Origin of the sequence: Arthrobacter sp. zg-Y179 (assembly GCF_020907345.1) — a bacterium.
In the GTDB taxonomy this organism is placed as follows: Bacteria; Actinomycetota; Actinomycetes; order Actinomycetales; family Micrococcaceae; genus Arthrobacter_B; species Arthrobacter_B jinronghuae.
The window spans coordinates 374,956-398,149 of sequence record NZ_JAJJOB010000008.1 but is presented as its reverse complement, the minus strand read 5'-3'; the positions used below and the strand labels follow the sequence as shown (position 1 = coordinate 398,149).

At 66.3% G+C, this 23,194-nt stretch carries 20 protein-coding genes and 1 pseudogene; 13 read left to right on the top strand and 8 right to left on the bottom strand.

The window, feature by feature from the left end:
* Window positions 1-77: 77 nt before the first annotated feature.
* Window positions 78-377, top strand: a complete 300-nt coding sequence (locus LOC56_RS10590) for a DUF4193 domain-containing protein (RefSeq protein ID WP_229952216.1) — start codon at window positions 78-80, stop codon at window positions 375-377.
* A 1-nt stretch (window position 378) separates the two neighbouring features.
* Here LOC56_RS10590 and LOC56_RS10585 read toward each other — a convergent pair whose 3' ends face one another.
* A complete protein-coding gene (locus LOC56_RS10585; protein ID WP_229952215.1) occupies window positions 379-864 on the bottom strand; it encodes a DUF3093 domain-containing protein in 486 nt (161 codons plus the stop codon).
* Window positions 865-1,054: 190 nt separating this feature from the next.
* Between LOC56_RS10585 and dut the strand changes: the two genes are divergently transcribed.
* The 4 genes and pseudogenes from dut to LOC56_RS10565 form a co-directional block, all read left to right on the top strand.
* Entirely contained in the window at window positions 1,055-1,543 is a 489-nt protein-coding gene (dut, locus tag LOC56_RS10580) for a dUTP diphosphatase (protein WP_255798026.1), read from the top strand.
* A 67-nt stretch (window positions 1,544-1,610) separates the two neighbouring features.
* Window positions 1,611-2,348 carry a DUF3710 domain-containing protein gene (locus tag LOC56_RS10575; protein ID WP_229952214.1) on the top strand — a complete coding sequence of 246 codons (738 nt, stop codon included), beginning with the start codon at window positions 1,611-1,613 and terminating at the stop codon, window positions 2,346-2,348.
* A gap of 33 nt (window positions 2,349-2,381) precedes the next feature.
* The gene (locus LOC56_RS10570; RefSeq protein WP_229952213.1) at window positions 2,382-2,693 is read left to right on the top strand and encodes a hypothetical protein; all 312 of its coding nucleotides are present in this window, start codon (window positions 2,382-2,384) and stop codon (window positions 2,691-2,693) included.
* A pseudogene (locus tag LOC56_RS10565) lies at window positions 2,690-3,298 on the top strand (DUF3159 domain-containing protein); the annotation flags it as partial. The gene LOC56_RS10570 and the pseudogene LOC56_RS10565, both read left to right, overlap by 4 nt.
* Window positions 3,299-3,315: 17 nt before the next feature.
* Here the strand turns inward: LOC56_RS10565 and LOC56_RS10560 are convergent.
* Window positions 3,316-4,146 (bottom strand): potassium channel family protein, encoded by an 831-nt coding sequence (locus tag LOC56_RS10560; RefSeq protein ID WP_229952212.1) that lies wholly within the window; start codon window positions 4,144-4,146, stop codon window positions 3,316-3,318.
* On the bottom strand, window positions 4,143-4,817 hold the full coding sequence (locus LOC56_RS10555; RefSeq protein WP_229952211.1) for a potassium channel family protein: 675 nt from the start codon (window positions 4,815-4,817) through the stop codon (window positions 4,143-4,145). The genes LOC56_RS10560 and LOC56_RS10555 overlap by 4 nt, the downstream gene beginning before the upstream one ends.
* A 180-nt stretch (window positions 4,818-4,997) precedes the next feature.
* Here LOC56_RS10555 and LOC56_RS10550 point away from each other — a divergent pair, with 180 nt between their 5' ends.
* The 6 genes from LOC56_RS10550 to LOC56_RS10525 all read left to right on the top strand — a co-directional run bounded on the left by LOC56_RS10550 (window position 4,998) and on the right by LOC56_RS10525 (window position 14,155).
* A complete protein-coding gene (locus tag LOC56_RS10550) occupies window positions 4,998-6,287 on the top strand; it encodes a class I SAM-dependent RNA methyltransferase (protein ID WP_229952210.1) in 1,290 nt (429 codons plus the stop codon).
* Window positions 6,288-6,597: 310 nt separating this feature from the next.
* Window positions 6,598-9,423, top strand: a complete 2,826-nt coding sequence (locus LOC56_RS10545) for an aconitate hydratase (protein WP_229952209.1) — start codon at window positions 6,598-6,600, stop codon at window positions 9,421-9,423.
* Window positions 9,424-9,597: 174 nt separating this feature from the next.
* Complete coding sequence (gene dxs / locus LOC56_RS10540) at window positions 9,598-11,571, top strand: 1-deoxy-D-xylulose-5-phosphate synthase (protein ID WP_229952208.1); 1,974 nt, start codon at window positions 9,598-9,600, stop codon at window positions 11,569-11,571.
* A gap of 46 nt (window positions 11,572-11,617) precedes the next feature.
* Complete coding sequence (locus LOC56_RS10535; RefSeq protein WP_229952207.1) at window positions 11,618-12,475, top strand: SDR family oxidoreductase; 858 nt, start codon at window positions 11,618-11,620, stop codon at window positions 12,473-12,475.
* Between the two features lie 50 nt (window positions 12,476-12,525).
* Window positions 12,526-12,840, top strand: coding sequence for a hypothetical protein (locus LOC56_RS10530; RefSeq protein ID WP_229952206.1), 315 nt, complete (start codon window positions 12,526-12,528; stop codon window positions 12,838-12,840).
* A gap of 337 nt (window positions 12,841-13,177) precedes the next feature.
* The gene (locus tag LOC56_RS10525) at window positions 13,178-14,155 is read left to right on the top strand and encodes an aldo/keto reductase (protein WP_229952205.1); all 978 of its coding nucleotides are present in this window, start codon (window positions 13,178-13,180) and stop codon (window positions 14,153-14,155) included.
* 167 nt (window positions 14,156-14,322) lie between these two features.
* On the opposite strand, the gene LOC56_RS10520 is transcribed toward LOC56_RS10525, so the two are convergent.
* From LOC56_RS10520 to LOC56_RS10505, 4 genes are all read right to left on the bottom strand, one after another.
* The gene (locus LOC56_RS10520) at window positions 14,323-14,613 is read right to left on the bottom strand and encodes a DUF4287 domain-containing protein (RefSeq protein WP_229952204.1); all 291 of its coding nucleotides are present in this window, start codon (window positions 14,611-14,613) and stop codon (window positions 14,323-14,325) included.
* A complete protein-coding gene (locus LOC56_RS10515; RefSeq protein WP_229952203.1) occupies window positions 14,614-14,838 on the bottom strand; it encodes a hypothetical protein in 225 nt (74 codons plus the stop codon).
* Window positions 14,839-15,022: 184 nt separating this feature from the next.
* On the bottom strand, window positions 15,023-17,158 hold the full coding sequence (locus LOC56_RS10510) for a 3-hydroxyacyl-CoA dehydrogenase NAD-binding domain-containing protein (protein ID WP_229952202.1): 2,136 nt from the start codon (window positions 17,156-17,158) through the stop codon (window positions 15,023-15,025).
* Window positions 17,158-18,399 carry a thiolase family protein gene (locus LOC56_RS10505; RefSeq protein WP_229952201.1) on the bottom strand — a complete coding sequence of 414 codons (1,242 nt, stop codon included), beginning with the start codon at window positions 18,397-18,399 and terminating at the stop codon, window positions 17,158-17,160. Before LOC56_RS10505 ends, LOC56_RS10510 begins: the two co-directional genes overlap by 1 nt.
* Before the next feature lie 746 nt (window positions 18,400-19,145).
* Here LOC56_RS10505 and LOC56_RS10500 point away from each other — a divergent pair.
* Both LOC56_RS10500 and uvrA read left to right on the top strand, forming a co-directional pair.
* Window positions 19,146-20,114, top strand: coding sequence for an alpha/beta hydrolase fold domain-containing protein (locus LOC56_RS10500; protein WP_229952200.1), 969 nt, complete (start codon window positions 19,146-19,148; stop codon window positions 20,112-20,114).
* Between the two features lie 101 nt (window positions 20,115-20,215).
* A complete protein-coding gene (uvrA, locus tag LOC56_RS10495) occupies window positions 20,216-22,741 on the top strand; it encodes an excinuclease ABC subunit UvrA (protein WP_229952199.1) in 2,526 nt (841 codons plus the stop codon).
* Between the two features lie 39 nt (window positions 22,742-22,780).
* Here uvrA and LOC56_RS10490 read toward each other — a convergent pair whose 3' ends face one another.
* Window positions 22,781-23,176: a ClpX C4-type zinc finger protein gene (locus LOC56_RS10490; protein WP_229952198.1), complete on the bottom strand. Its 396-nt coding sequence runs from the start codon at window positions 23,174-23,176 to the stop codon at window positions 22,781-22,783.
* Window positions 23,177-23,194: the final 18 nt, after the last annotated feature.

Here is a 23,194-nt window from a genome sequence, read left to right as displayed (position 1 = left end):
CGGGTCCGGGGAGCCGGTCCAACCCGGGGCTCAGGCAGCAGCGAACACCATTCAAACGGACGGCGAGATAAGACACTATGGCGACAGATTATGACGCCCCGCGCAAGACCGAGGAAGACGCCGGCGAAGAGTCGATAGAGGAGCTCAAGACGCGGCGCACGACTGTGCCGTCAGCCCTCGTGGACGAGGACGAGGCTGAGGCGGCGGACGCCTTTGAGCTCCCCGGGGCGGACCTTTCCGGCGAGGAACTGCTGGTCCGGGTCCTTCCGGCGCAGGCCGATGAGTTTACCTGCGCCTCATGTTTCCTGGTTCGCCACCGCTCACAGATAGCCCTGGAAAAGAACGGCATGTATTACTGCGTGGACTGCGAGGGCTGACTCAGCGCCCGGAGGTGAGTGCTTCGACCAGCTTTTCCGGACGGCGTGTGGAGGTCAGCCAGTACGGCGTGCGGTCCGCGGGGTCCGTAATTTCAATGCGGACCACAGGGGAAATCCAGCCGCGGATGCACATGTAGGCCGTAGCGTTCAGCGCCGGCCCGCGCTGCATGGTGGCGTCCTCGCCGCGGAAAGCCTCGACCTTGCCGATGAAGCGGCGCTCGATCTGCGCCCGTCCGACCTGCAGGGTTTCCGGGGTGACCCGGATCTGGGGGGTCGAGATCACCAGGAGCACTGCCAGGATGACGGCGGCGACTACGGCGCCGGTGATGCCGGCCCCCAGGCTGATCGGGACAAAAACGAGGATGCAGGCTGCGGAGAGGAGGGCGGCGACGAACCAGATCCCGAAGGAAGGTGTGAGGCGTTCGGAGTACAGTACGGTGCCGGCGGAGCTCTTTGACGAAGGGCTCTTTGCAGAAGGGGATGACATACCCCCAGCTTTTCACCTTTGGCGGGGCATTTCATCCCGCGCCGTGCCGGTGGGCAAATGCCCGGCGACCGCACAGGAAAACGCGCTAAAGTGTGGTGGTTGGCCCGGGGGCCGGGGCCGAACGGCTCTGCCGCCCGGATGCTTCCACCGCCCCCCGCAGCCGCCCCCGGCTGCTGTTGTTGGAAATCTATTGAAACCGGAGAAACTGGTGCAAGGTGCAGGGACCACGCTGAAGGTACAGCTGAAAATGCTCGACGACGGGCTGGAACCGCCGTCGTACGCGCACCCCGGCGACGCCGGAGCCGACCTTCGCTCCCGGATCGATTTCACCCTTGCCCCGGGGGAACGGCAGCTCATTCCCACCGGTGTGTCGCTGGCCCTGCCTTTCGGCTATGCGGCTTTTGTCCATCCCAGGTCCGGGCTCGCCACCAAGCACGGCATCAGCATCGTCAACGCGCCCGGGACCGTGGACGCCGGGTACCGCGGAGAAATCTCCGTCACCCTGATCAACACCGACCTCACGCAGCCGGTGACGCTGCGGCGCGGCGACCGGATTGCCCAGCTGGTGATCCAGCGCGTGGAAACGGCCGAGTTTGTTCCCGTCGATGAGCTCCCGGATTCTGTCCGGGGAGCCGGGGGATTCGGGTCCACCGGAGGATTCACCGCCGTTCCCGCCTGACCCGCAACCGGACCGCGGACAGCGGCCGTACTTAAAACTTGCAGACAAGAGAGAAGGAACTTCGGTTATGGCATTTGGGCGGCGTAAGAAAACCAAGGCAGAGGAAACCGCCGGGGCAGCAGCGGAGAACGCATCCGCAACCGCTGCGGACACGGCAGACGCCGACGCCGGCAGCGACGCCGTGCAGGCACCGGCGGCAGGCGGCCCCTACGACCTGAGTGAGCGTCCCTCCGAGGAAGGCTACGTTGATCTCGGAGCGCTGCGGATTGCCGCGTCCCAGGGGCTGCAGCTGCGCCTGGAAGTTGAGGAAAAGACCCAGCGCGTGGTTGCCGTGACGCTGGACCTGGAGGGGTCCAGCCTTCAGCTGCAGGCCTTCGCCGCCCCCCGGTCGGAGACCCTCTGGGACGACATCCGGGAACAGATCGGCAAGTCGGTGGGGTCACAGGGCGGCACCGTGGATGAACTCTCCGGCACGTTCGGCACCGAGCTGCTGGCTCGGGTGCCCGCCCAGGCGCAGGACGGCTCCAAGGGGTACCGGGTGGCCCGCTTTGTCGGTGTCGACGGCCCCCGCTGGTTCCTCCGCGGCGTCTTCGGCGGCCCGGCAGCCATGAATCCCGACGCCGCAGGCCCCCTCGAGGAAGTCTTCCGCAACGTCGTGGTGGTCCGGGGCGAGCAGCCCCTGCCGCCGCGCGACCTGCTGCAGCTGCGCCTGCCCCGCGATGCTTCCCCGCTCCCGCGTGCCGACAAGGGTGCCGCCAAGCCCGCCGCACCCGAGCGCGGCCCGGAAATCACGACGATCGGCTAACCTGTGCCCGCCGTTACCGCTTCCACGCACTGCGTGAGCATCAAATCCCTCCCGGAGCGTGGCCGGGCGTACTGCCGCGGCTATGTCTCTGCCATCACCGTGGTGCCGGCCAACGACCCGCCGCGGTTTACCGCCGTGGTGGAGGACTCGACGGCCGCTTACCGCGAAAACCCCCTGGTTCCCCGGGCCAAGGTCCGCCTGGTCTGGGTGGGCCAGCGGCGGGTGCCCGGGATCGAAGCCGGAACATATCTGGCGTTCGAGGGCATGGTGTCCAATGTGGACGGCCGCCCCACCATCTTCAATCCGCGATACGAAATCATTGGACGCCCGGAGGCCGACGCATGAGCACACCCAAGCAGCCGGACGAGGGCCAGCCGGACCTGAACCAGCTCGCCGGACAATATGCGGCCCGCGCCGGGGTGGAACGCCGCGATGACGGGCAGATCGATGTGCTCAAGTCCGTCGGCGGCGTCCGGGGACTGGCCGAGGCGATTGTTCCCGGGCTTCTCTTCACCCTGCTCTACACCGTTGGGGCGGAGCTGAAGCTCTCGCTGGGTGCGGCCGTAGCCGCTGCAGCCGTGTTTTCAGTGGCCAACCTTCTCCAGCGGCGCCCGTTGATGCAGTCCCTCACGGGAGTGGCAGGCGTCGCCATCTGCGCCTTCGTGGCACTGCGCAGCGGTGACGGCGCCACGTACTTCGTCCCCGGGTTCTACCTGAACGGCGCCTACATCCTGGCGTTCCTGATCTCCATCGCCGTCAAATGGCCGGTGGCCGGGCTGTTGTTCGGGATGATCCGCGGCGAAAACCTGGACTGGCGCACCACACCGGTCCGGTTGAAGGCCTACACCTGGGCCAGCTGGATCATCGTGGCAGTCTTCGCCCTCCGGCTGGCCGTCCAGCTGCCCCTGTTCCTGGCGGACAATGTTGCCGCGCTGGGCACCATGCGCCTGGCTATGGGCGTGCCGCTTTATGCGCTGGGACTCTGGCTGGCATGGGTGGTTTCCCGGCCCTCGGCCGTCGTGCCCCCTGAAGCCTCGAGCGGGCCCGGCTCTGCTGCGGGCGACTCAGCTGCAGGGGGCTCCGCATCCTCCGACCCGGCGTCCAGGGATTCCTGACGGGCGTGTGCGGCTGCCGCAGCCGCGGCGGGGGACAGGACTGCCCGCAGTTCGTCTTCGGCCGCAATCGTGGTGATGAAGAACAGCTCGTCACCCGGCTCCACGACGTCGTCGTTGCTCGGCGTGATGGGTGCGTCGTCGCGCAGGATCGCAACCACGGTGGCATCCAGCGGCCAGTCGATTGATCCCAGGGTCCGGCCCGTGAGGTGCGAATCGGCGGGAACGGTGAACTCCACCATGGAGGACACCCCGGTCTGCAGGCTGAGCAGCCGGACCAGGTCGCCGATTTCCACGGCTTCTTCGACCAGGGCGGTCATGAGGCGGGGCGTGTTCACTGCCACGTCGACACCCCAGGAATCATCGAACATCCAGTCGTTCTTCGGGTTGTTCACGCGGCCCACGGTCCGCGCCACGCCGAATTCGCTCTTGGCCAGCAGCGAGACCACAAGGTTGACCTTGTCATCGCCGGTGGCGGAAACGACGACGTCGGCTTCCTCCAGCAGGGCATCCTTCAGCGTGGTCAACTCGCAGGCATCGCCGATCAGCCACCGGGCTCCGCGCAGGCCGCTGCGGCCCACACACTCAGGCTTCTCATCGATCAGCAGCACATCATGGCCGTGGGAGAGCAGCTCCTTGGCGATGGACGAGCCCACACTCCCGGCGCCGGCAATCACAACTTTCACAGGGACTCCTTGGCTGGTTCCTTGGACAGGATCTTGCTGATTTCCGCGGTCCGGTCGACTGACATCATGGCGTGCAGGACATCACCCTCCTGGTAACTGCTGTCCTGGCGCGGCAGGATCCCTTCCCCGAACCGGGTGACATAGGCAATCCGGACACCCGCGGCGGTCTCGATGCTGACCAGCGACCGGCCCAGCCAGCCCTCATGCAGGGACAGCTCACCCAGGATCAGCCGGCCGGAGGACTCCCGGAAGTCGCCGTTGATGCTCTGCTCGGGCAGGATCCTGCGCAGCACCTGGTCGGCGCTCCACCGAACGGCCGCGACCGTGGGGATGCCGAGGCGCTGGTAGATCTCCGCGCGTCCCGGATCATAGATGCGCGCGACGACGTGCCCTACATGGAAGGTCTCACGCGCCACGCGGGTGGCCAGGATGTTCGAGTTGTCGCCGCTGGAAACGGCGGCGAATGCATAGGCCTCTTCGATGCCCGCAGCTTTGAGCGTCTCGCGGTCAAAGCCGACGCCGGTGACCTTGCGTCCGGTGAAGGTCTGCCGCAGCCGGCGGAACGCCCGCTCGTCCTGGTCGATGATGGCGACCGAATGACCGGCATTGTCCAGGGTATGGGCGAGGCTGACGCCTACGCGCCCGCACCCCATGATCACGTAATGGGCCAACTGCCCTACCTCGGTTTCGGTTTATGGCGAACTGCCCGCCGCAGAAGGCTGCCGCGCAGCTGTCCGCGCAATAAAATCAATCAACGCCAGCTTAGTCCCGACGGCGGCCCAAATAGCACCGCGCTCGTCTCCCGTGATGAGATGGACTTTTAGGCTCCATGAAGGAAGTACAGCAACCCCATGTCTATTGAACTCACCATCGGCGCCCCGGCCCACGGCGGCCACTTCGTTGCCCGGCATGAAGGGCGGGTCGTTTTTGTCCGGCACGGCCTTCCGGGGGAGCGGGTCCGGGTCAGGCTCACGGAATCCGGCGAGGACGCCAAATTCTGGCGGGCCGACGTCGTCGAGGTCCTCGAGGCGGCAGAGGGACGCCGGGAGCATTTCTGGAAGGAAGCAGACGCCCTGCGCGCAGCGGCTCGGGGAAAGCTGCCCGTGGGCGGCGCGGAGTTCGGCCACATTGACCTGCCGGTCCAGCGCCGGCTGAAGGCCGAGGTCTTCGCCGAGCAGCTGCGCCGGCTCGGCGGCACCGACCTGGTCCCGGAAGTCGAACCCGCACTCGAGGAAAGCGCGGACGGCCTGGGCTGGCGTACCCGGGTCAGTTTCTCGGTGGCGCCCAGCGGCCGGCTGGCCATGCATGCGCACCGCTCAGATGAGCTCATTCCGGTCGAGGCCATGCCCCTGGCTTCCGAGTCCATCAACGCACTGCGGCTGTGGGAGACGGATTTCACGGGCATTGACCGCGTGGAGGTAGCCGCCCCGGCTGCCGGCGGACAGCCCCTGATCCTCCTGATCCCGGCGGCGGGAACCCACCCGCGGATCCCCGCGCGGATTGCCGGCAACCTGCCCGACGGCGTGTCCGTGGCCGCCTGGAATCCGGAGAGCCACGAACTCACCCGGCTGAAGGGACGTACCTGGGTGCAGGAAACGGTGCTGGGCCACGACTACCGGGTCACCGGGGCAGGGTTCTGGCAGATCCACCGTTCCGCGCCGCAGACGCTGGCGGCGGCCGTGCTTGAAGGCCTCCAGGTGCAGTCCGGGGAATCCGTGGCCGACCTCTATGCCGGTGCCGGACTGTTCACCGCTCCGCTGGCGGAGGCTGCCGGGGAATCCGGCCGGGTGCTCTCGGTGGAAGGATCCCCGGGTGCCAGCCGTGACGCCCGAAAGAACCTCTTCGCCGCACCCCAGGTGCAGATCAGCCAGGGCCGGGTGGACAAGATGCTCCACGATGCGGGGGACCTCGACGTCGTACTCCTGGACCCGCCGCGTGTCGGAGCCGGTAAAGCGGTGGTGCAGCAGATCGACGCCGCCGCGCCCCGGGTGGTCGGCTACGTGTCCTGCGACCCGGCGTCGTTCTCCCGGGACCTGGGCTATTTCCGGGCCGCCGGCTGGGAAATGGACAGCCTGCGGGTGTTTGACCTGTACCCGCACACCCACCACATGGAGTCCTTCGCCGTCCTGCGCAAGCGCTAGCGGTTCCGTCGCCGGCGCCGGAAAAGCCGCCGGCGACGCCGGTCACGACGCGTCGTGGCCCATATCTCCTCCGGGCGCCCCTGTAAAGGCTAGGATGGGAGGCAGTTGTCCAGTACTGCGCCTTTTATGGGGGAGTTCTCCGGAAGTTTCAGCTTTCGGGGAAGTCGTTGCCCAGGCAGGGGGCCTGTGTCGGCAGGAAATGAACCACCGGTTTCCGTGCCGCCCCCTTTGCCCGACTTTTTAGGGAAACCTAACTGGCGGGCAGTTGTGACCTGGACAAAGATAACAAGGTGGCGAGAGGAGTCCTGTTATGACTAATGTGGACAGCTTCGGATCCAAGGGCGTCTTAGACGTCAAAGGTTCCGAGTATGAAATTTTCCGGCTGAATTCCGTCGAAGGCGCCCAGAGCCTTCCGTTCAGCCTCAAGGTCCTGCTGGAGAACCTGCTCCGCACCGAAGACGGTGCAAACATCACGGCAGACCATGTACGTGCCCTGGCGCAGTGGGACGCAGACGCAGAGCCCAGCACCGAAATCCAGTTCACCCCTGCCCGGGTGATCATGCAGGACTTCACCGGCGTACCCTGCATCGTTGACCTGGCTACCATGCGCGAGGCAGTTGCCGACCTCGGCGGCGACCCCAAGCGCGTGAACCCGCTGGCACCTGCCGAAATGGTCATTGACCACTCCGTGCAGATCGATGCCTTCGGCAACTCCGGCGCCCTCGAGCGCAACATGGAGATCGAATACCAGCGCAACGGCGAGCGGTACCAGTTCCTCCGCTGGGGCCAGACGGCGTTCGATGACTTCAAGGTCGTTCCCCCGGGAATGGGCATTGTGCACCAGGTCAACATCGAATACCTGGCACGCACTGTCATGACCCGCGAAGTTGACGGCGTCCTGCGTGCCTACCCGGACACCTGTGTCGGCACCGACTCCCACACCACCATGGTCAACGGCCTGGGCGTGCTCGGCTGGGGCGTTGGCGGCATCGAGGCCGAAGCAGCAATGCTCGGCCAGCCCGTCTCCATGCTGATCCCGCGCGTCGTCGGCTTCAAGCTGACCGGCGAGATCCCCGCCGGCGCAACGGCCACCGACGTCGTCCTGACGATCACCGAAATGCTGCGCAAGCACGGTGTGGTCGGCAAGTTCGTAGAGTTCTACGGCGAAGGTGTAGGCGCTGTTCCGCTCGCCAACCGCGCCACCATCGGCAACATGAGCCCCGAATTCGGTTCCACTGCGGCGATCTTCCCGATCGACGACGTGACGCTGGAATACCTGCGCCTCACCGGCCGGTCCGAGGAGAACGTAGCCCTCGTTGAGGCCTACGCCAAGGAACAGGGCCTCTGGCACGACCCGTCCAAGGAAATCAAGTACTCCGAGTACCTGGAACTGGACCTGTCCACCGTGGTTTCCTCCATCGCCGGCCCGAAGCGTCCGCAGGACCGCGTGGAACTGACCAACGCCAAGACGCAGTTCCGCAACGACCTCAAGAACTACGTCCACGAGACCGTAGAGGCCGAGAACGGCACCGTCGACGAGACGCTGGAAGAGACCTTCCCGGCTTCCGACGCACCCTCGTTCAACGCCAACGCCACGACGGTTGAAGACCATGACCACGATCTGGTTGCCAAGGCGGACGCTCCCGCCGAGCGTGCCACCAACTCCGTGCCGGTCACCATGGCCGACGGCCGCAGCTTCGAGCTGGACCACGGTGCAGTAACGATCGCTTCGATCACCTCCTGCACCAACACGTCCAACCCCTCCGTGATGATGGCCGCCGCCGTGCTGGCCCGCAATGCGGTGGACAAGGGCCTGGCGTCCAAGCCGTGGGTCAAGACCTCCGTGGCCCCGGGCTCGAAGGTTGTCACGGACTACTACGAGAAGTCCGGCCTGATCCCTTACCTCGAGAAGCTCGGCTTCTTCGTGGTCGGTTACGGCTGCGCCACCTGCATCGGCAACTCCGGTCCCCTCGAAGAGGAAATCTCCGAGGCGATCAACGAAGCCGACCTGGCGGTCACCGCAGTGCTTTCGGGCAACCGCAACTTCGAAGGCCGCATCAACCCGGACGTAAAGATGAACTACCTGGCCTCTCCGCCGCTGGTAGTCGCCTACGCCCTGGCCGGCACCATGGACTTCGACTTCGAGAATGACCCGCTGGGCCAGGACGAAGCCGGCAACGACATTTACCTGAAGGACATCTGGCCGAACCCGGTCGAGGTCCAGCAGATCATCGATGCCTCCATCGACCAGAAGATGTTCAGCGACAGCTACAACACCATCTTCGAAGGCGACGAGCGCTGGAAGTCCCTGCCCACTCCCGAAGGCGCAACCTTCGAATGGGATGCGGAGTCCACGTACGTCCGGAAGCCCCCGTACTTCGAGGGCATGAAGGCAGAGCCGGAGCCCGTCTCCGACATCGAGGGCGCCCGCGTCCTGCTGAAGCTGGGCGATTCGGTCACCACCGACCACATCTCCCCGGCCGGTTCCTTCAAGTCCGACACCCCGGCAGGCAAGTACCTGCTGGAGCACGGTGTGGCCCGCAAGGACTTCAACTCCTACGGCTCGCGCCGTGGCAACCACGAAGTCATGATCCGCGGCACCTTCGCCAACATCCGCATCAAGAACCAGCTGCTCGACGGCGTTGAAGGCGGTTTCACCCGCGACTTCAGCCAGGCCGACGCACCGCAGGCTGCCGTTTACGATGCCGCGATGAACTACCAGGCCGCCGGCACCCCGCTGGTTGTCCTGGCCGGCAAGGAATACGGCTCCGGTTCCTCACGTGACTGGGCTGCCAAGGGCACCGCACTGCTGGGCGTCAAGGCAGTTGTTGCCGAGAGCTACGAGCGTATCCACCGCTCCAACCTCATCGGCATGGGCGTCCTTCCGCTGCAGTACCCGGCCGGCGTCAATGCCGAGTCCCTGGGCCTGACCGGTACGGAAACCTTCTCGGTTGTAGGCGTCACCGAACTGAACAACGGGACCACGCCCAAGACCGTAAAGGTCACGGCCACCCCCGAAAACGGCGAAACCATCACGTTCGACGCGGTCCTCCGCATCGATACTCCGGGTGAAGCCGACTACTACCGCAACGGCGGCATCCTGCAGTACGTACTGCGCCAGATCTCCGCTAAGTAGCAGTAAACGCACCACGTTCAGGGCCCCGTTTCCCCGATCCGTCCAGAGGGCGGAGAAGGGGAAACGGGGCCCTGAAGCGTTGGATAGGAACCGCGGAGCGCACGCCGCGCGTTAGAGTTAATCCATTGCGACGGCGTGCAGTGCCGCCGATACGACTCAAGGGAGGCACCCCTGTTGGGACTTCTGGAAACAATCCGGGATCCTCGGGACCTCAGCAGGCTTTCGCTGACACAGCTGAAGCGGCTTGCTGAAGAAATCCGTTCATTCCTGATCACGAACGTCGCGCAAACCGGCGGGCACCTCGGCCCGAACCTGGGCGTGGTGGAACTGACCATGGGCATCCACCGGGTCTTTGACTCCCCGCGGGACAGCATTGTCTTCGACACCGGGCACCAGTCCTACGTGCACAAGATCCTCACCGGCCGCCAGGACTTCGCCACGCTGCGCCAGCAGGGCGGCATGTCCGGCTATCCCTCGCGTGCCGAGTCGGTCCACGACATCGTGGAAAGCTCCCACGCCTCCTCCTCGCTCTCCTGGGCGGACGGCATCTCCCGCGCCCGGCAGCTCAGCGGCGAAGGCGACCGCTACACAGTGGTCATGGTGGGCGACGGCGCCCTGACCGGCGGCATGGCCTGGGAAGCCCTGAACAACATTGCCGCGGACCAGCGCCGCCGTGTAGTGATTGTGGTCAACGACAACGGCCGCTCCTACGCCCCGACCATCGGCGGCCTTGCCGACTACCTGGCGTCCCTGCGGCCCACCATTGACGCGGTGCGCACGCACCACGCCTATGAGAACACCCTCGGCTGGTGGCGCGACCGCCTGCAGGAGGGCGGTCCTGCAGGTCGGTTCGCCTACCGCAGCCTGCACGCCGCGAAGAAGGGCATCAAGGACTGGTGGACCCCGCAGGGCCTCTTCGAGGACCTCGGTATGAAGTACGTGGGACCCATTGACGGCCACGACCTTGACGCCGTCGAACGCGCCCTGCAGAAGGCCAAGAACTACGCCGGTCCGGTCATTGTGCACGCCATGACCGAGAAGGGGCGCGGCTACGCCCCGGCCCGCGCCCACGAGGCGGACCAGTTCCACGCGGTCGGGATCATCGACCCGGAAACCGGTGCCCCCGTGGAACCGGGCGGCAAGGAATCCTGGACCTCCGTATTCGCCACGGAGATCGCCGATATTGCCGACGAACGCACCGATATTGTCGGGATCACCGGTGCCATGCTTATCCCGGTGGGCCTGCACCGGTTTGCCGAGCGGCATCCGGACCGGGTGTTCGACGTCGGCATCGCCGAGCAGCACGCCCTCACCTCCGCCGCGGGCATGGCCTTCGGCGGCCTGCACCCGGTGGTGGCGCTGTACGCCACCTTCCTGAACCGTGCCTTCGACCAGCTGCTGATGGATGTTGCCCTGCACAAGGCCGGCGTGACCATCGTCCTGGACCGGGCCGGCGTCACCGGGCCGGACGGCGCCAGCCACCACGGCATGTGGGACATGTCCATGCTGCAGATTGTCCCCGGGCTGCACCTCGCTGCCCCGCGCGACGCCACCCGCCTGAAGGAGGAGCTGCGCGAAGCCGTTGCCATCTCCGATGCCCCCAGCGTGGTGCGCTTCTCCAAGGGCACCGTGGGAAGCGACATCGACGCCGTGGAGCGGACCTCCGACGGCGTGGACATCCTGGCCCGGCGCCCCACCGGGGACAGCTCCAATGACGTCCTGATCGTCAGCGTGGGCGCCATGGCGGACACGGCCCTCGACGTCGCCGACCGGCTCGGCGCGCAGGGCATCAGTTCCACCGTCGTGGATCCGCGCTGGGTGCTGCCCGTGCCGCGGTCCATCATCCGCATCGCCGCCGACCACCGGATTGTCATTGTGATCGAAGACGGCGTCCGGGCCGGCGGGGTGGGCTCGCGGATCCGGCAGGAAATGCGGGCCGCAGGCGTGGACACCGCGTTGAACGAGGTCGGACTGCCGGCCGAGTTCCTGGACCACGGCAGCCGCAGCGAGGTGCTGGAGCGGGTCGGTCTGACCGCCCGGCAGATTGCCAACGACGTCGTCGCCCAGGTCCTCGGCACGAAGGTGCCGTTTGCCCGGCCGCTGCCGGGCTCCGACATGCCGACGGGGCAGGTACCGAAAATCCAGTAGCCGCGCAGGGTCCGGGCGGCCGGACGACTCTGAAGGGGTGTAAGCCATGGCGGATAATGTTCCTGCCCTCGCCGTTACAGGAGCCACCGGCGCCCTGGGCGGTGCGGTTGCCCGAATGCTCGCCGAGGCCGGGGTCCGGCAGCGGCTGCTCGCGCGGCGCACCGCCCGGCTGCCTGACCTGCCGGACACCCCCGTCTTCGCGGCGTCCTACCTGGACCGTCCGCAGGCGGTGAGTGCCCTGCGCGGCGTGCACACCCTGTTCATGGTGTCGGCCGCTGAGAGCCCGCACCGGGTCGAGGACCACTGCACGTTTGTGGATGCGGCCGTCGATGCCGGTGTGCAGCACATTGTCTACACGTCCTTCATGGGTGCGGCGCCCGACGCCGTCTTCACGCTGGCCCGTGACCATGCCGCCACGGAGGAGTACATCGCGTCCCGGCAGGGCCTGGAGCACACGTTCCTGCGCGACTGCCTGTACCAGGACGCGCTTCCGACCTTTGTCCAGCCCGACGGCGTCATCCGCGGTCCGGCGGGGGAGGGGCGTTTCGCCCCGGTGGCGCGGAGGGACGTTGCCCGCACCGCCGTGAAGATCCTGCTGTCGCCGGAGCAGCACCGGAACCGCGCCTACACCCTGACCGGCCCCGTAGAGCTGACCATGGAAGAGGTTGCCGGCATCCTGGCCCGGGTGACCGGAACCCCCGTGAGCTACCAGGCGGAAACCTACGACGAGGCCATGGCCTCATGGATGAAGAGCGGTGCCGCCCGATGGCAGGCAGAAGCGTGGGCCAGCAGCTACCTGGCCATTGCTGCGGGCCAGCTGGCACCGGCCAGCCCGGACATTGAACGGCTCACCGGTATCGCCCCGCTGGGGTTCGAAGATTACCTGCAGCAAACCCGTAACTGATCGCCGTCCGGGCGTGCACGACGGCGCAGGTAGGGGATAGGGTCGAATGTATGGAACACCACATGCCGTCGGACATTCCCCGCTTTCTTGCTGAGTGCACGGTGGGCGACATGGATGATGAAGCAACACCAGTAGCGGACCTGTACGGTATGTACATTATTTGGAGCGAGCAGCAGGGGACCGAGCCGCTGGCCGTGCAGGCGTTCTCCGCAGCCGTCCGTGACGAGGGTATCGAAGCCGAGCGCCGGCGCAGCGAGCAGGTCTATACCGGACTGCTTCCCACCGGAGCCATTCCCATCCAGTACATCCTGGAAACGGACAAGGCGCCGGGCCCCAACAACAGCCTGGACACGTTCCTGGGCTAGCGCATTCTGCTGCCGGTCCGGGAGTTTGCTGCCGGTTTGGGAAAAGCCTCCGCTGCGCAGCGGCAGGAATTTCCCAAACCGGCAGGGTTTTTCCCAAACCGCAGGGATTCGAGGGATTTCCCGTCAGCTTGCCGGCGGTGTGGGTTCCAACTGGAGCAGGAATCCCTGCATATCGTCCGAATCCCTACGGCTTGTCCGGATCCCCGCGCCGCGCGGAGCCGGGATCCGGACAAACCGCAGGGTTTTCCCAAACCGCAGCGATTCGAGGGGCTAGCCGTGACTTCATGGAAGCGGCGGACGCACAAGGAGAGCGGTTCACGGGAGTACCGTAGCTTGCATGACTTCTTACAACAGACTCGGAAATTCCGGCCTGACCGTCTCCACGGTCGGACTGGGCTGCAACAACCTGAGCCGCCCGGGGACGCCCACCGAATCGCAGGAGGGCACCGACGCCGTCGTCAACGCCGCCGTCGACGCCGGCATCACCCTGTTCGACGTTGCGGATGCCTACGGGCGTACCCCGGGGCTCAGCGAGGAAATGCTGGGCAAAGCGCTGGGCAACCGCCGCGACGACGTAGTGGTGGCCACCAAATTCGGTATGGACATGAAGGGCGTCAACGGCGCTGACTTCGGTGCCCGGGGATCCCGCCGGTACATCGTCAAGGCTGCTGAGGCTTCCCTGCGCCGCCTGAACACGGACTGGATTGACCTCTACCAGTTCCACACTCCGGACCCGCTGACGCCCATCGAGGAAACCCTTGCGGCCCTCGATGACCTGGTGACCAGCGGCAAGGTCCGGTACATCGGACACTCCAACCGAGCGGGATGGCAGATCGCCGAAGCGGAGTTTGTGGCCCGGATGGGCGGCTTCACACCGTTCATCTCCTCGCAGAACCATTACAACCTGCTCGACCGCCGGGCCGAGCTGGAGGTCACTCCGGCCGCCGAAGCCTACGGGCTGGGCGTGCTGCCCTACTTCCCGCTGGCCAACGGCCTGCTCACGGGCAAGTACAGCAGCGGCAAGGCTCCCGAGGGCAGCCGGCTGACGCACTCCCGAACCAACCTCCTTGAGAACGCGGACTTCGAGCAGCTTGGCGAGTTTGGCCGGTTCGCTGCAGAGCGGGGCCTCACCGAGGTGCAGGTGGCCTTCTCGTGGCTTGCCGCCCAGCCGTCGGTGGCCTCAGTGATTGCCGGAGCCACCAAGGTGGAGCAGGTGCAGCAGAATGCCGACGCCGTGTGCTGGGAGCCGTCAGAGAAGGACCTGGAAGAACTGGACCGGATCTTCCCGAAGACGCCGAAGGTTGCTTTGTTCTAAGCGTGTTCGTCAGCGTCACCTTGGGTGGTCCGGCGGGTCCGGAACGGCGGCAACGAAAATTCCTGCTCGCAGAGCTCGCAGAAATTATTAAAGCCGCCTAACCCGGACCCTCCAGATCCTCCGGACCCTCCGCCGCCTAACCCGGGCCCTCAGAGGTAGCGGGAGGCTCAGGCGGGCTTGGTTGCTTTGCCGTCAAGCCAGAGGGTTTCGGAATCGTCCCGGTGCGTTCCCGTGGTGCCGACATGTTTCTGATCTATTTGGGCACCATTCTTAATGACGTGGACGAGCGCCATCCCGTGACCGCGTCCGATTCCGTAATCGGTCTTGAGCCATTCGAGGATCTCCCCGGCCTTGACGTTTCCGCCGCTGAACCCTTTCGTTGCGGCGATATCCACGAGCTCGCGGGGCGTTAGTCCTGTTTTTTCTTCAACGGCGTCGAGGTAGGCCTGGAAAGACATCTAGTTCTCCTTTTCCCGTTCATGCCAATACTCCTCCCGCCTCCGGCGGACGAGCTGTGCCAGCATCCTGAGGGAAGCTGCAGTAAGCGCAAGGACAAGGCACACCATCAGCCAGTTCCAGGGCTCATCGAACGGCAACAGGAGGAGCAGCCAGAGAGTAACGAACGTACTCAGCATTACGGCGACCATTTGCCGAACATGGTCGCGCTCCCAACCTGCTTCCATGCGGAAAAGGCTAGTGCCGGAGCTGCACCCTGACCAGACCGGACTGGAAAGGTAGGCACGGTACGCAAAAGCGCCGGACGGACCGGGTTAGGCGGCTTTAATAATCCTTGCGAGCTGAAGCGAGCAAAGGATTTTCGTTGCCGCCGTTCCGGTCCGCCCGGCGCGGGCGAAACTAACGGCCTAGCTAGGCGGGAGCAGCCACAGCCGCCCCATGGAACTTCTTACCGTTCACGCGCTCGGACGCACCGACACGGTCCAGGTACGGCGTGATGCCGCCCAGGTGCATCGGCCAGCCGGCACCGAGGATCATGCACAGGTCGATGTCCTCCGGAGCTGCGACAACGCCCTCTTCGAGCATGAGCCCGATTTCCTCGGCCAGGGCATCCTGCGTGCGGCGCAGGACTTCCTCGGAGGTGGAAGGTGTGGTGCCGAAGTCCAGCATCGCCAGGGTTTCCTCGGGGATGTAGGCGTTGCCGTCCTCGTCCTTCTGCCACAGGGACTTGATGCCGGCGTCGATGAGCTTCTGCGAGTTCTTCGAGAGCCAGAAGCGCTCACCGAAGGCCGAGTGCAGCGATTCCTGCACATGCTGTCCCACCGGCAGGCCCACGAGTGCGAGCAGGGTGAACGGCGACATCGGCAGGCCCATCGGGCGGAGCGCGTTGTCCGCGGTGGCGGCGTCGGTGCCCTCGTCGAAGACCATGGTGATCTCGCCGAACATACGGCCGAGGATGCGGTTCACCACGAAGGCGGCGGCATCCTTGACCAGCACGGCGGTCTTCTTCAGCTGCTTGGCCAGCACAAAGGCGGTGGCCAGCACGGCGTCGTCGGTCTTGGGTGCGCGCACGATTTCCAGCAGCGGCATGACGGCGACCGGGTTGAAGAAGTGGAAGCCCACTACCCGCTCCGGGTGCTGCAGGTCCGCGGCCATTTCCGTCACGGAGAGCGAGGAGGTGTTGGTGGCCAGGATGCACTCGGGGGAGACCACGGCCTCCACCTCGGCGAACACCTGCTTCTTCACGGAGAGTTCCTCGAAGACGGCCTCGATGACGAAGTCGGCGTCGGAGAACGCCTCCTTCGAGACCGAACCGGTGACCAGGCCCTTGGTGCGGTTGGCGGCGTCCGGGGAGATGCGCTTCTTGGCCAGGAGCTTGTCCACCTCGGCATGCACGTAGCCCACGCCCTTGTCCACGCGTGCCTGGTCGATGTCCGTCATCACCACGGGCACCTTCAGCTGCCGGGCGAAGAGCAGGGCGAGCTGGCTGGCCATCAGGCCGGCGCCGACCACGCCGACCTTGGTGACCGGGCGGGCCAGCTTCTTGTCCGGTGCACCGGCGGGACGCTTGCCGCGCTTCTGGACCAGGTCCAGGAACGCGTAGACGGTGGAGCGGAACTGCGGGGTCTGCATCAGCTCGGCCAGGGCATTGCACTCGGCCTCGCGGGATTCCTCCCGCGTCCAGGTCTTGCCGGCTTCGAGCAGATCCAGGACCAGGGCCGGTGCGGGGGCTGCGTTGGAGGTCTTGGCCTCCACAAACGCACGTCCCTTGGCAACGGCGGCATCCCACGCGTCGCCGGCGTCGGCGGGTTCGACGGCGTTGGGCCGGGACACCTGCTCCTCGCCGCTGATCACGCGGGAGGCCCAGGCCAGCGACTGCTCGAGGAAGTCCGCCGGCTCAAACAGGGCGTCGGCAATGCCCAGCTTGTAGGCGGCAGCCCCGGAGAGGGTGCGGTTGTTGCTGAGCGGGTTCTCGATCATCACCTTCACGGCGTTCTCGGGTCCGATCAGGCGCGGCAGCAGGTACACGCCGCCCCAGCCCGGAACCAGGCCGATGAAGGCCTCCGGCAGCGACAATGCGCCGGCGCCCGTGGAGACCGTACGGTAATCGGACTGCAGGGCGATTTCCAGGCCGCCGCCGAGGGCCACGCCGTTGATGAAGGCGAAGCTGGGCACGCCCAGGTTGCCGAGCTTGGCGTAGACGTCGTGGCCCAGGTGGGCCATGGCCGCGCCGTCTTCATATTCGGAGATGGACTTCACGGCCGACAGGTCGGCACCTGCCACGAGGTAGAACGGCTTGCCGGTGACGCCGACGCCGACAATCTCGCCCTTGTCCGCACGAGCCTTCAGCTCGTCGAGCTTCGCGCCCAGCTCAAGCAGGGTGTTCGGGCCGAGCGTGGTGGGACGTGAATGGTCGACGTCGTTGTCCAGGGTGATCAGGGCGAAGGTGCCCTGGTTGCCCGGCAGCTGGATGTCGGAGACGTAGGAGTGGGTGACAACCTCGGTGGGGAAGAGTCCCGCGAGGCGCTGGTAGTCAGGAGCAGACATTACTTCGTGGCCTCCGTGGAATCGGTGTTGTAGTCGGGGTGGTTCGGGTTTTCCCAGATCACGGTGGCGCCCATGCCCAGGCCGATGCACATGGTCGTCATGCCGTAACGCACGCTCGGGTCTTCCTCGAACTGGCGGGCCAGCTGGTTCATCAGGCGCACGCCCGAGGAGGCCAGCGGGTGGCCGACGGCGATGGCGCCGCCGTAGCGGTTCACGCGGGGATCGTCGTCGGCGATGCCGAAGTGGTCCAGGAAGGCCAGCACCTGGATGGCGAAAGCCTCGTTGATCTCGAACAGGCCGATGTCCTCGATGGACAGTCCGGTCTGCTCCAGCACCTTTTCGGTGGCGGGGACCGGACCGTAGCCCATGACCTCGGGCTCGACGCCGGCGAAGGCGTAGCCGACCAGGCGCATCTTGACGCCCAAGCCAAGTTCCTCGGCAGCTTCGGCGGAGGCCAGCAGGGCGGTGGTGGCGCCGTCGTTCAGGCCTGCGGCGTTGCCGGCGGTGACCCGGCCGTGGGCACGGAACGGGGTGCGCAGGGCGGCGAGGTCTTCAACGGTGGTGCCCGGGCGCGGCGGTTCGTCCACGGTATTCAGGGTCCAGCCGGTGCCGGGCTTCTTGGTGGCGACGGGGACCAGGTCCGGCTGGATGGAGTTGCCGGCGTACGCCTTGGCAAGCTTCTCCTGGCTGGCGGCGGCGTACGCGTCGGTGCGGTCCTTGGTGATGTGCGGGAAGCGGTCATGCAGGTTCTCCGCGGTGTTGCCCATGTTCAGGGCAGCCGGGTCCACCAGCCGCTCGGTCATGAAGCGCGGGTTCGGATCGGCGTCCTTGCCCATCGGGTGGTTGCCCATGTGCTCAACGCCGCCGGCGATGACGACGTCGTAGGCGCCGAAGCCGATGCCGGACGCGGTGGTGGTCACGGCCGTCATGGCGCCGGCGCACATGCGGTCAATGGCGAAGCCCGGGACGGTGCGCGGCAGGCCGGCCAGGAGCGCGGCGGTGCGCCCGATGGTCATGCCCTGGTCGCCGGACTGGGTGGTGGCTGCAATGGCAACCTCGTCAATGCGTTCCGGAGGAAGGGAGGGGTTGCGGCGCATCAGTTCGCGGATGCACTTGACCACCAGGTCATCAGCACGCATGCCGGCGTAGATGCCCTTTTCGCCTGCTTTGCCGAACGGGGTCCGCACTCCGTCTACGAAAACTACGTCCCTGATCTGCCGTGATCGGCTTTGTGGGCTCACGTACTTACTCCTCTTTGAGATATGAAACGGAACAACGTCCGAGCCTATGTTACTCATGAGTAACATAGGCTGCAAGGATGCTGACGGATAGCCGTGGACTGATCCGTTATGGCGTGGATCACGCCGGTCCCGAATCGACCCTACCCACATACCGCCGTTCAACAAACCCGTGGTCCGTGCCGGGATTCCGGCGCACCGGGCAGTAACGGAACAGATCAGGCGGGGAGCAGGACTATGCGCGTCCGGCAGCCTGGCCCGGGGTGCCCCTGCGACGCGAGGCCAAGACCTGGGGAACCGCCGATCCGGCCGCTGATGCGACCCAGAGGATGAGAGCCGAAAGGATCCAGTTGCCAATCCCGGTGTTGCTTACTCCAGCCGGGAAAGTACTGGCTATAACCAACGCCAACAGGGCAGCGACGAGCCCCGTCCCGCAATTATCTGCAGCAGGCACGTCATCAGCAGGTTCTTCATCAGGCCGGGATCAGGCGGAAAGCGCCATGGACTTCAGCCGGTCATACTCGGTGGTGCTCCCGTCGGAAAGGAGGCTGCGCGCGGACTCAATCTGCTGGGCGGGGGAAGCTGTTCCGGCGACCCGCCGCACATAGCTGTCGGTTGGCCTCCGCCTGGTCCCGGAAAAGGTCCGCCAGGATCTGGAACAGCGCGTGGAGTCCGCTGGTGTCCTCATTTTCCTCCCGGCGTTCGCCTGTTGGAAGATGTCCCGTAAACGGCGCTGGTAGGTTGGGCGCATGGAGTCCATAGCTGATCCAGCGTTGGCTGCCTGGCTGGATGGGATACGTACCGGCGAAAGCGTGGAGCCCTCGCTCGAAACCATCCGTTTGTTGAGGAAGGACCGCGCCCGGCCACCCGGCCCGGAGCTTGCCAGCGTCACAGACGTCACCATCCCTGGAAGGCCTGCGCTGCGGGCCCGGCTGTACCGTTCCGGTGCGGCGGCCCAGCCACTGACGGTCTTTGTCCATGGCGGCGGGTTCGTGTTCGGGGGACTCGAATCGCATGACCGCCTGTGCCGGCGACTGGCGCTGTTGGCCAACACTGCGGTACTGGCGGTGGACTACCGGCTGGCGCCCGAGCATCCGGCCCCGGCGGCGGTGGACGACATTGTGTGTGCCCTGGCGTGGGCAGCCGGGGGACGGGCGGGGCGGGTTCCGGAGGAGCTCGGACCTGTACTGCCCGGCGTCGGACTGGCAGGGGACAGTGCGGGCGGGCTTATCGCGTTCCTCGCAGCCCGCAGGCTGGCCGGCACGCCAGCCGGGCCGGCCGTCCTCTTCCTGGCCTATCCGAATGCGGACCTGACTCTCAGCGCTCCCAGTATCCGGGGGAAGGGAGAAGGATGGGGCCTGCCGGTCCGGGACCTGGCTTTCTACATTTCGCAGTGGGTTCCGAACGCTTCGCCCGGGACCCTTGCGGAATTCAGTCCCGTCCATGGTTTCCCCCTCCCCGGACCGGGCATGCGGGTGCGCACCATCCTGGCCACCGCTGAGCATGATCCGCTGCGGGACGAAGGGGAGCTGCTGGCCGGGAGGCTCACGGCGGAAGGAATCGAGGTCGAGCATGTGCCGCATGCCGGACTCGTTCACGGGTTCCTGACGCTGGATACGGTGTCGCCGGCAGCACGGCTTGCCGGCGACGAACTGCTTGGCCACTACGGCAGGGTTTTGACGGCGGCCGGGAATTGCCCGCCGGACGCAAGGTGCTGACTGGATCCTTCCTGCGAAGGCACAGGGGACAGCTCACGCTCTAGGCGGAAAGCAGGCTTAGGGTTTAGTTCCGGGGGAGAAGCCTCGGTAACCTAAAGACGATGAGTAGCGCGAAAACTTCCCCGGAATCTGCCCAGAATATGCATGCCAGCGGCATGGTGCGTGTGCGCGGTGCGCAGGAAAACAACCTCCGCAATGTCGACGTCGACATCCCCCGCGACGCGATTGTCGCCTTCACCGGCGTTTCAGGTTCAGGTAAGTCCTCCCTGGCCTTCGGCACCATCTACGCCGAGGCGCAGCGGCGCTACTTCGAGTCGGTGGCCCCCTACGCGCGCCGCCTGCTCTCCCAGGGGCACAACCCCAAGGTGGAGGAAATCGCCGGGCTGCCGCCCGCCGTCGCCCTGCAGCAGCGCCGCGGAGCGCCCAGCTCGCGTTCGACCGTGGGCACCCTCACCACGCTCTCCAACTCGATGCGCATGCTGTTCTCCCGCGGCGGCACGTATCCGGCAAACGCGGAACCCGGCAGCCTCGACTCCGACGCCTTCTCGCCCAACACGGCGGCCGGTGCCTGCCGGGAGTGCTCCGGACTGGGCATTGCGCACACCGTCACCGAGGACTCCCTGGTTCCGGACCCCAGCCTCAGCATCCGGGACGGCGCGATAGCCGCCTGGCCCGGCGCCTGGCAGGGCAAGAACCTGCGGGACATCCTCATCCAGCTCGGTTACGACGTCGACGTGCCCTGGAATCGGTTGCCGAAGAAGGACCGCGACTGGATCCTGTTCACCGAAGAACAGCCGGTAGTTATGATCACCCCGCAGCGCGACCGTGTGGCAAAACCGTACAAGGGGCGGTTCTGGAGCGCCAAGAGCTACGTTATGCACACCCTGGCGGATTCCGGCAGCGCCCAGATGCGCGAACGGGTCCTGGCCTACATGGTGTCCGGTCCCTGCCCGGTCTGCGGCGGAGCAGGCCTGCGTCCCGAGGCGCTCGCCGTCACGTTCGCCGGCCGGAACATTGCCGAGTTGAACGGCGCCACGCTGGCGGAGCTGGCCGAAATCATCCGGCCGACGGCGGAACTGAAGTCCGCGGGCACCGCCTCCCGTGCGGCGGCTTCCAATGAAGACACCGAGGTTGCCGTGACCATCACACGGGACCTGCTGGGCCGGTTGGAGGTGCTGATCGGGCTGGGCCTCGGCTATCTCAGCCTTTCCCGCGCCACTCCCACACTTTCGCCCGGCGAAATGCAGCGACTGCGGATCGCCACCCAGCTGCGCTCGGGCCTCTTCGGGGTCATCTACGTCCTGGACGAGCCCTCCGCGGGACTGCACCCTGCCGACGCAGAGCCGCTGCTGACCGTACTGCAGGAACTCAAGGACGCCGGCAACTCGGTGTTCGTCGTCGAGCACAACATGGACGTGGTGCGCAGCGCCGAATGGATTGTGGACGTAGGTCCGCAGGCCGGCGACGGCGGCGGAACCGTGCTCTACAGCGGCCCCGTGGACGGACTGGCGGAAGTTGAGGAGAGCGCCACCCGTCCGTTCCTGTTCGGGGAGGCCGAAACCGCAAAGCCGGCCCGCCGCACGCCGGACCGGTGGCTGAGCCTGAAGGGGATCACGCGGCACAACCTGCGCGGATTGGACGCCGAGATTCCGCTCGGCGTGTTCACCGCGGTTACCGGGGTCTCCGGCTCCGGCAAATCCACCCTGGTCAGCCAGGTCCTGGCCGAAACGGTGGGCCGCCAGGTAAACGGCGTGCCGACCGAACCCGAGGACCCGGAAGCGGCTGAAGAACATGATCCGGGTGCGCACGTGCGCAGCATCGCCGGACTGGAGCATCTGGACCGGCTGGTACGGGTGGACCAGCGGCCCATCGGCCGCACTCCGCGCTCGAACCTGGCCACCTACACCGGACTCTTCGACGCGGTGCGGAAACTTTACGCCGGCACCGAGGAAGCCCGTGCCCGCGGCTACAACGCCGGACGCTTCTCCTTCAACGTAGCGGGCGGACGCTGCGAGACGTGCCAGGGCGAAGGCTTCCTCGCCGTCGAACTGCTGTTCCTGCCCGGCACCTACGGTCCCTGCCCGGTCTGCCACGGCGCCCGCTACAACGAGGAAACCCTGCAGGTCACCTACCGCGGCAAGAGCATCGCCGACGTGCTGGCGATGCGGGTGGAAACCGCCGCCGAGTTCCTGGCTGACGTCCCCGCGGCAGCCCGGAGCCTGCGGACGCTGCTCGACGTCGGGCTGGGCTACCTGCGCCTTGGCCAGCCCGCCACCGAACTCTCCGGCGGCGAAGCGCAGCGGATCAAGCTCGCCACCGAACTGCAGCGCGCCCGCCGCGGTCACACGCTGTTCCTGCTCGACGAGCCGACCACCGGCCTGCACCCGCAGGATGTGCAGCTGCTGCTGCGCCAGTTGAACCGGCTGGTGGACGCCGGCAACACCGTGGTGGTGGTGGAGCACTCCATGAATGTGGTGGCATCCGCGGACTGGGTCATCGACATGGGCCCCTCCGGCGGCGAGGAAGGCGGCCGGATCATCTGCGCCGGCACCGCCGACGACGTCGCGGCGTGCGACGCCAGCCGGACGGCACCCTACCTGTCGGCCGCTCTCAAGCTGCTCCCGTGAGTTGCCCGTGCAAGCCTTAGGTCCGTATGGAACGCGGGCCTAAGGCGCGGTGCGGAAACGTTCCCATGCGGATTGGCGGGACATCCCCAGCGACGTGCCGATGACGGCCCAGCTGATGTTCCTGTCCCGGGCCGCTGCCACCCAGCGCCGAAGATGCTCCTCCACCTGGTCCCGTGCCTGCGCCACCCGGGGGAGCCGTTCCAGCAACTCGTCATTGCTCAGCGCCTCCCAAGGAGTGGCCGGAAGCGGATCGGGATCCGCACGGCGGGGGGCCTCCAGCAGTTTCAGGGCCCCTTCCGCGCAGTCCCGGCAGATGGCGGCAGTGGGGGCCGCCGCCAATACTCCGGTTTCCTGCCGCGGCCGCAGACAGAACGAACACATGAAGGGCTCGTTTCCCCGGTGATCACGGTCCGTGCCGCTCAGCTCAGAAGGCATGGCCCCAGTCTAGCCAGC

Coding starts and splice junctions, on each gene's coding strand:
- LOC56_RS10525 (WP_229952205.1), top strand. CDS start 13,178: ATGACTTCTTACAACAGACTCGGAAATTCCGGCCTGACCGTCTCCACG.
- LOC56_RS10500 (WP_229952200.1), top strand. CDS start 19,146: ATGGAGTCCATAGCTGATCCAGCGTTGGCTGCCTGGCTGGATGGGATA.
- LOC56_RS10530 (WP_229952206.1), top strand. CDS start 12,526: ATGGAACACCACATGCCGTCGGACATTCCCCGCTTTCTTGCTGAGTGC.
- LOC56_RS10490 (WP_229952198.1), bottom strand. CDS start 23,176: ATGCCTTCTGAGCTGAGCGGCACGGACCGTGATCACCGGGGAAACGAG.
- uvrA (WP_229952199.1), top strand. CDS start 20,216: ATGAGTAGCGCGAAAACTTCCCCGGAATCTGCCCAGAATATGCATGCC.
- LOC56_RS10515 (WP_229952203.1), bottom strand. CDS start 14,838: ATGGAAGCAGGTTGGGAGCGCGACCATGTTCGGCAAATGGTCGCCGTA.
- LOC56_RS10590 (WP_229952216.1), top strand. CDS start 78: ATGGCGACAGATTATGACGCCCCGCGCAAGACCGAGGAAGACGCCGGC.
- LOC56_RS10520 (WP_229952204.1), bottom strand. CDS start 14,613: ATGTCTTTCCAGGCCTACCTCGACGCCGTTGAAGAAAAAACAGGACTA.
- LOC56_RS10575 (WP_229952214.1), top strand. CDS start 1,611: ATGGCATTTGGGCGGCGTAAGAAAACCAAGGCAGAGGAAACCGCCGGG.
- LOC56_RS10510 (WP_229952202.1), bottom strand. CDS start 17,158: ATGTCTGCTCCTGACTACCAGCGCCTCGCGGGACTCTTCCCCACCGAG.
- LOC56_RS10545 (WP_229952209.1), top strand. CDS start 6,598: ATGACTAATGTGGACAGCTTCGGATCCAAGGGCGTCTTAGACGTCAAA.
- LOC56_RS10585 (WP_229952215.1), bottom strand. CDS start 864: ATGTCATCCCCTTCTGCAAAGAGCCCTTCGTCAAAGAGCTCCGCCGGC.
- LOC56_RS10550 (WP_229952210.1), top strand. CDS start 4,998: ATGTCTATTGAACTCACCATCGGCGCCCCGGCCCACGGCGGCCACTTC.
- LOC56_RS10535 (WP_229952207.1), top strand. CDS start 11,618: ATGGCGGATAATGTTCCTGCCCTCGCCGTTACAGGAGCCACCGGCGCC.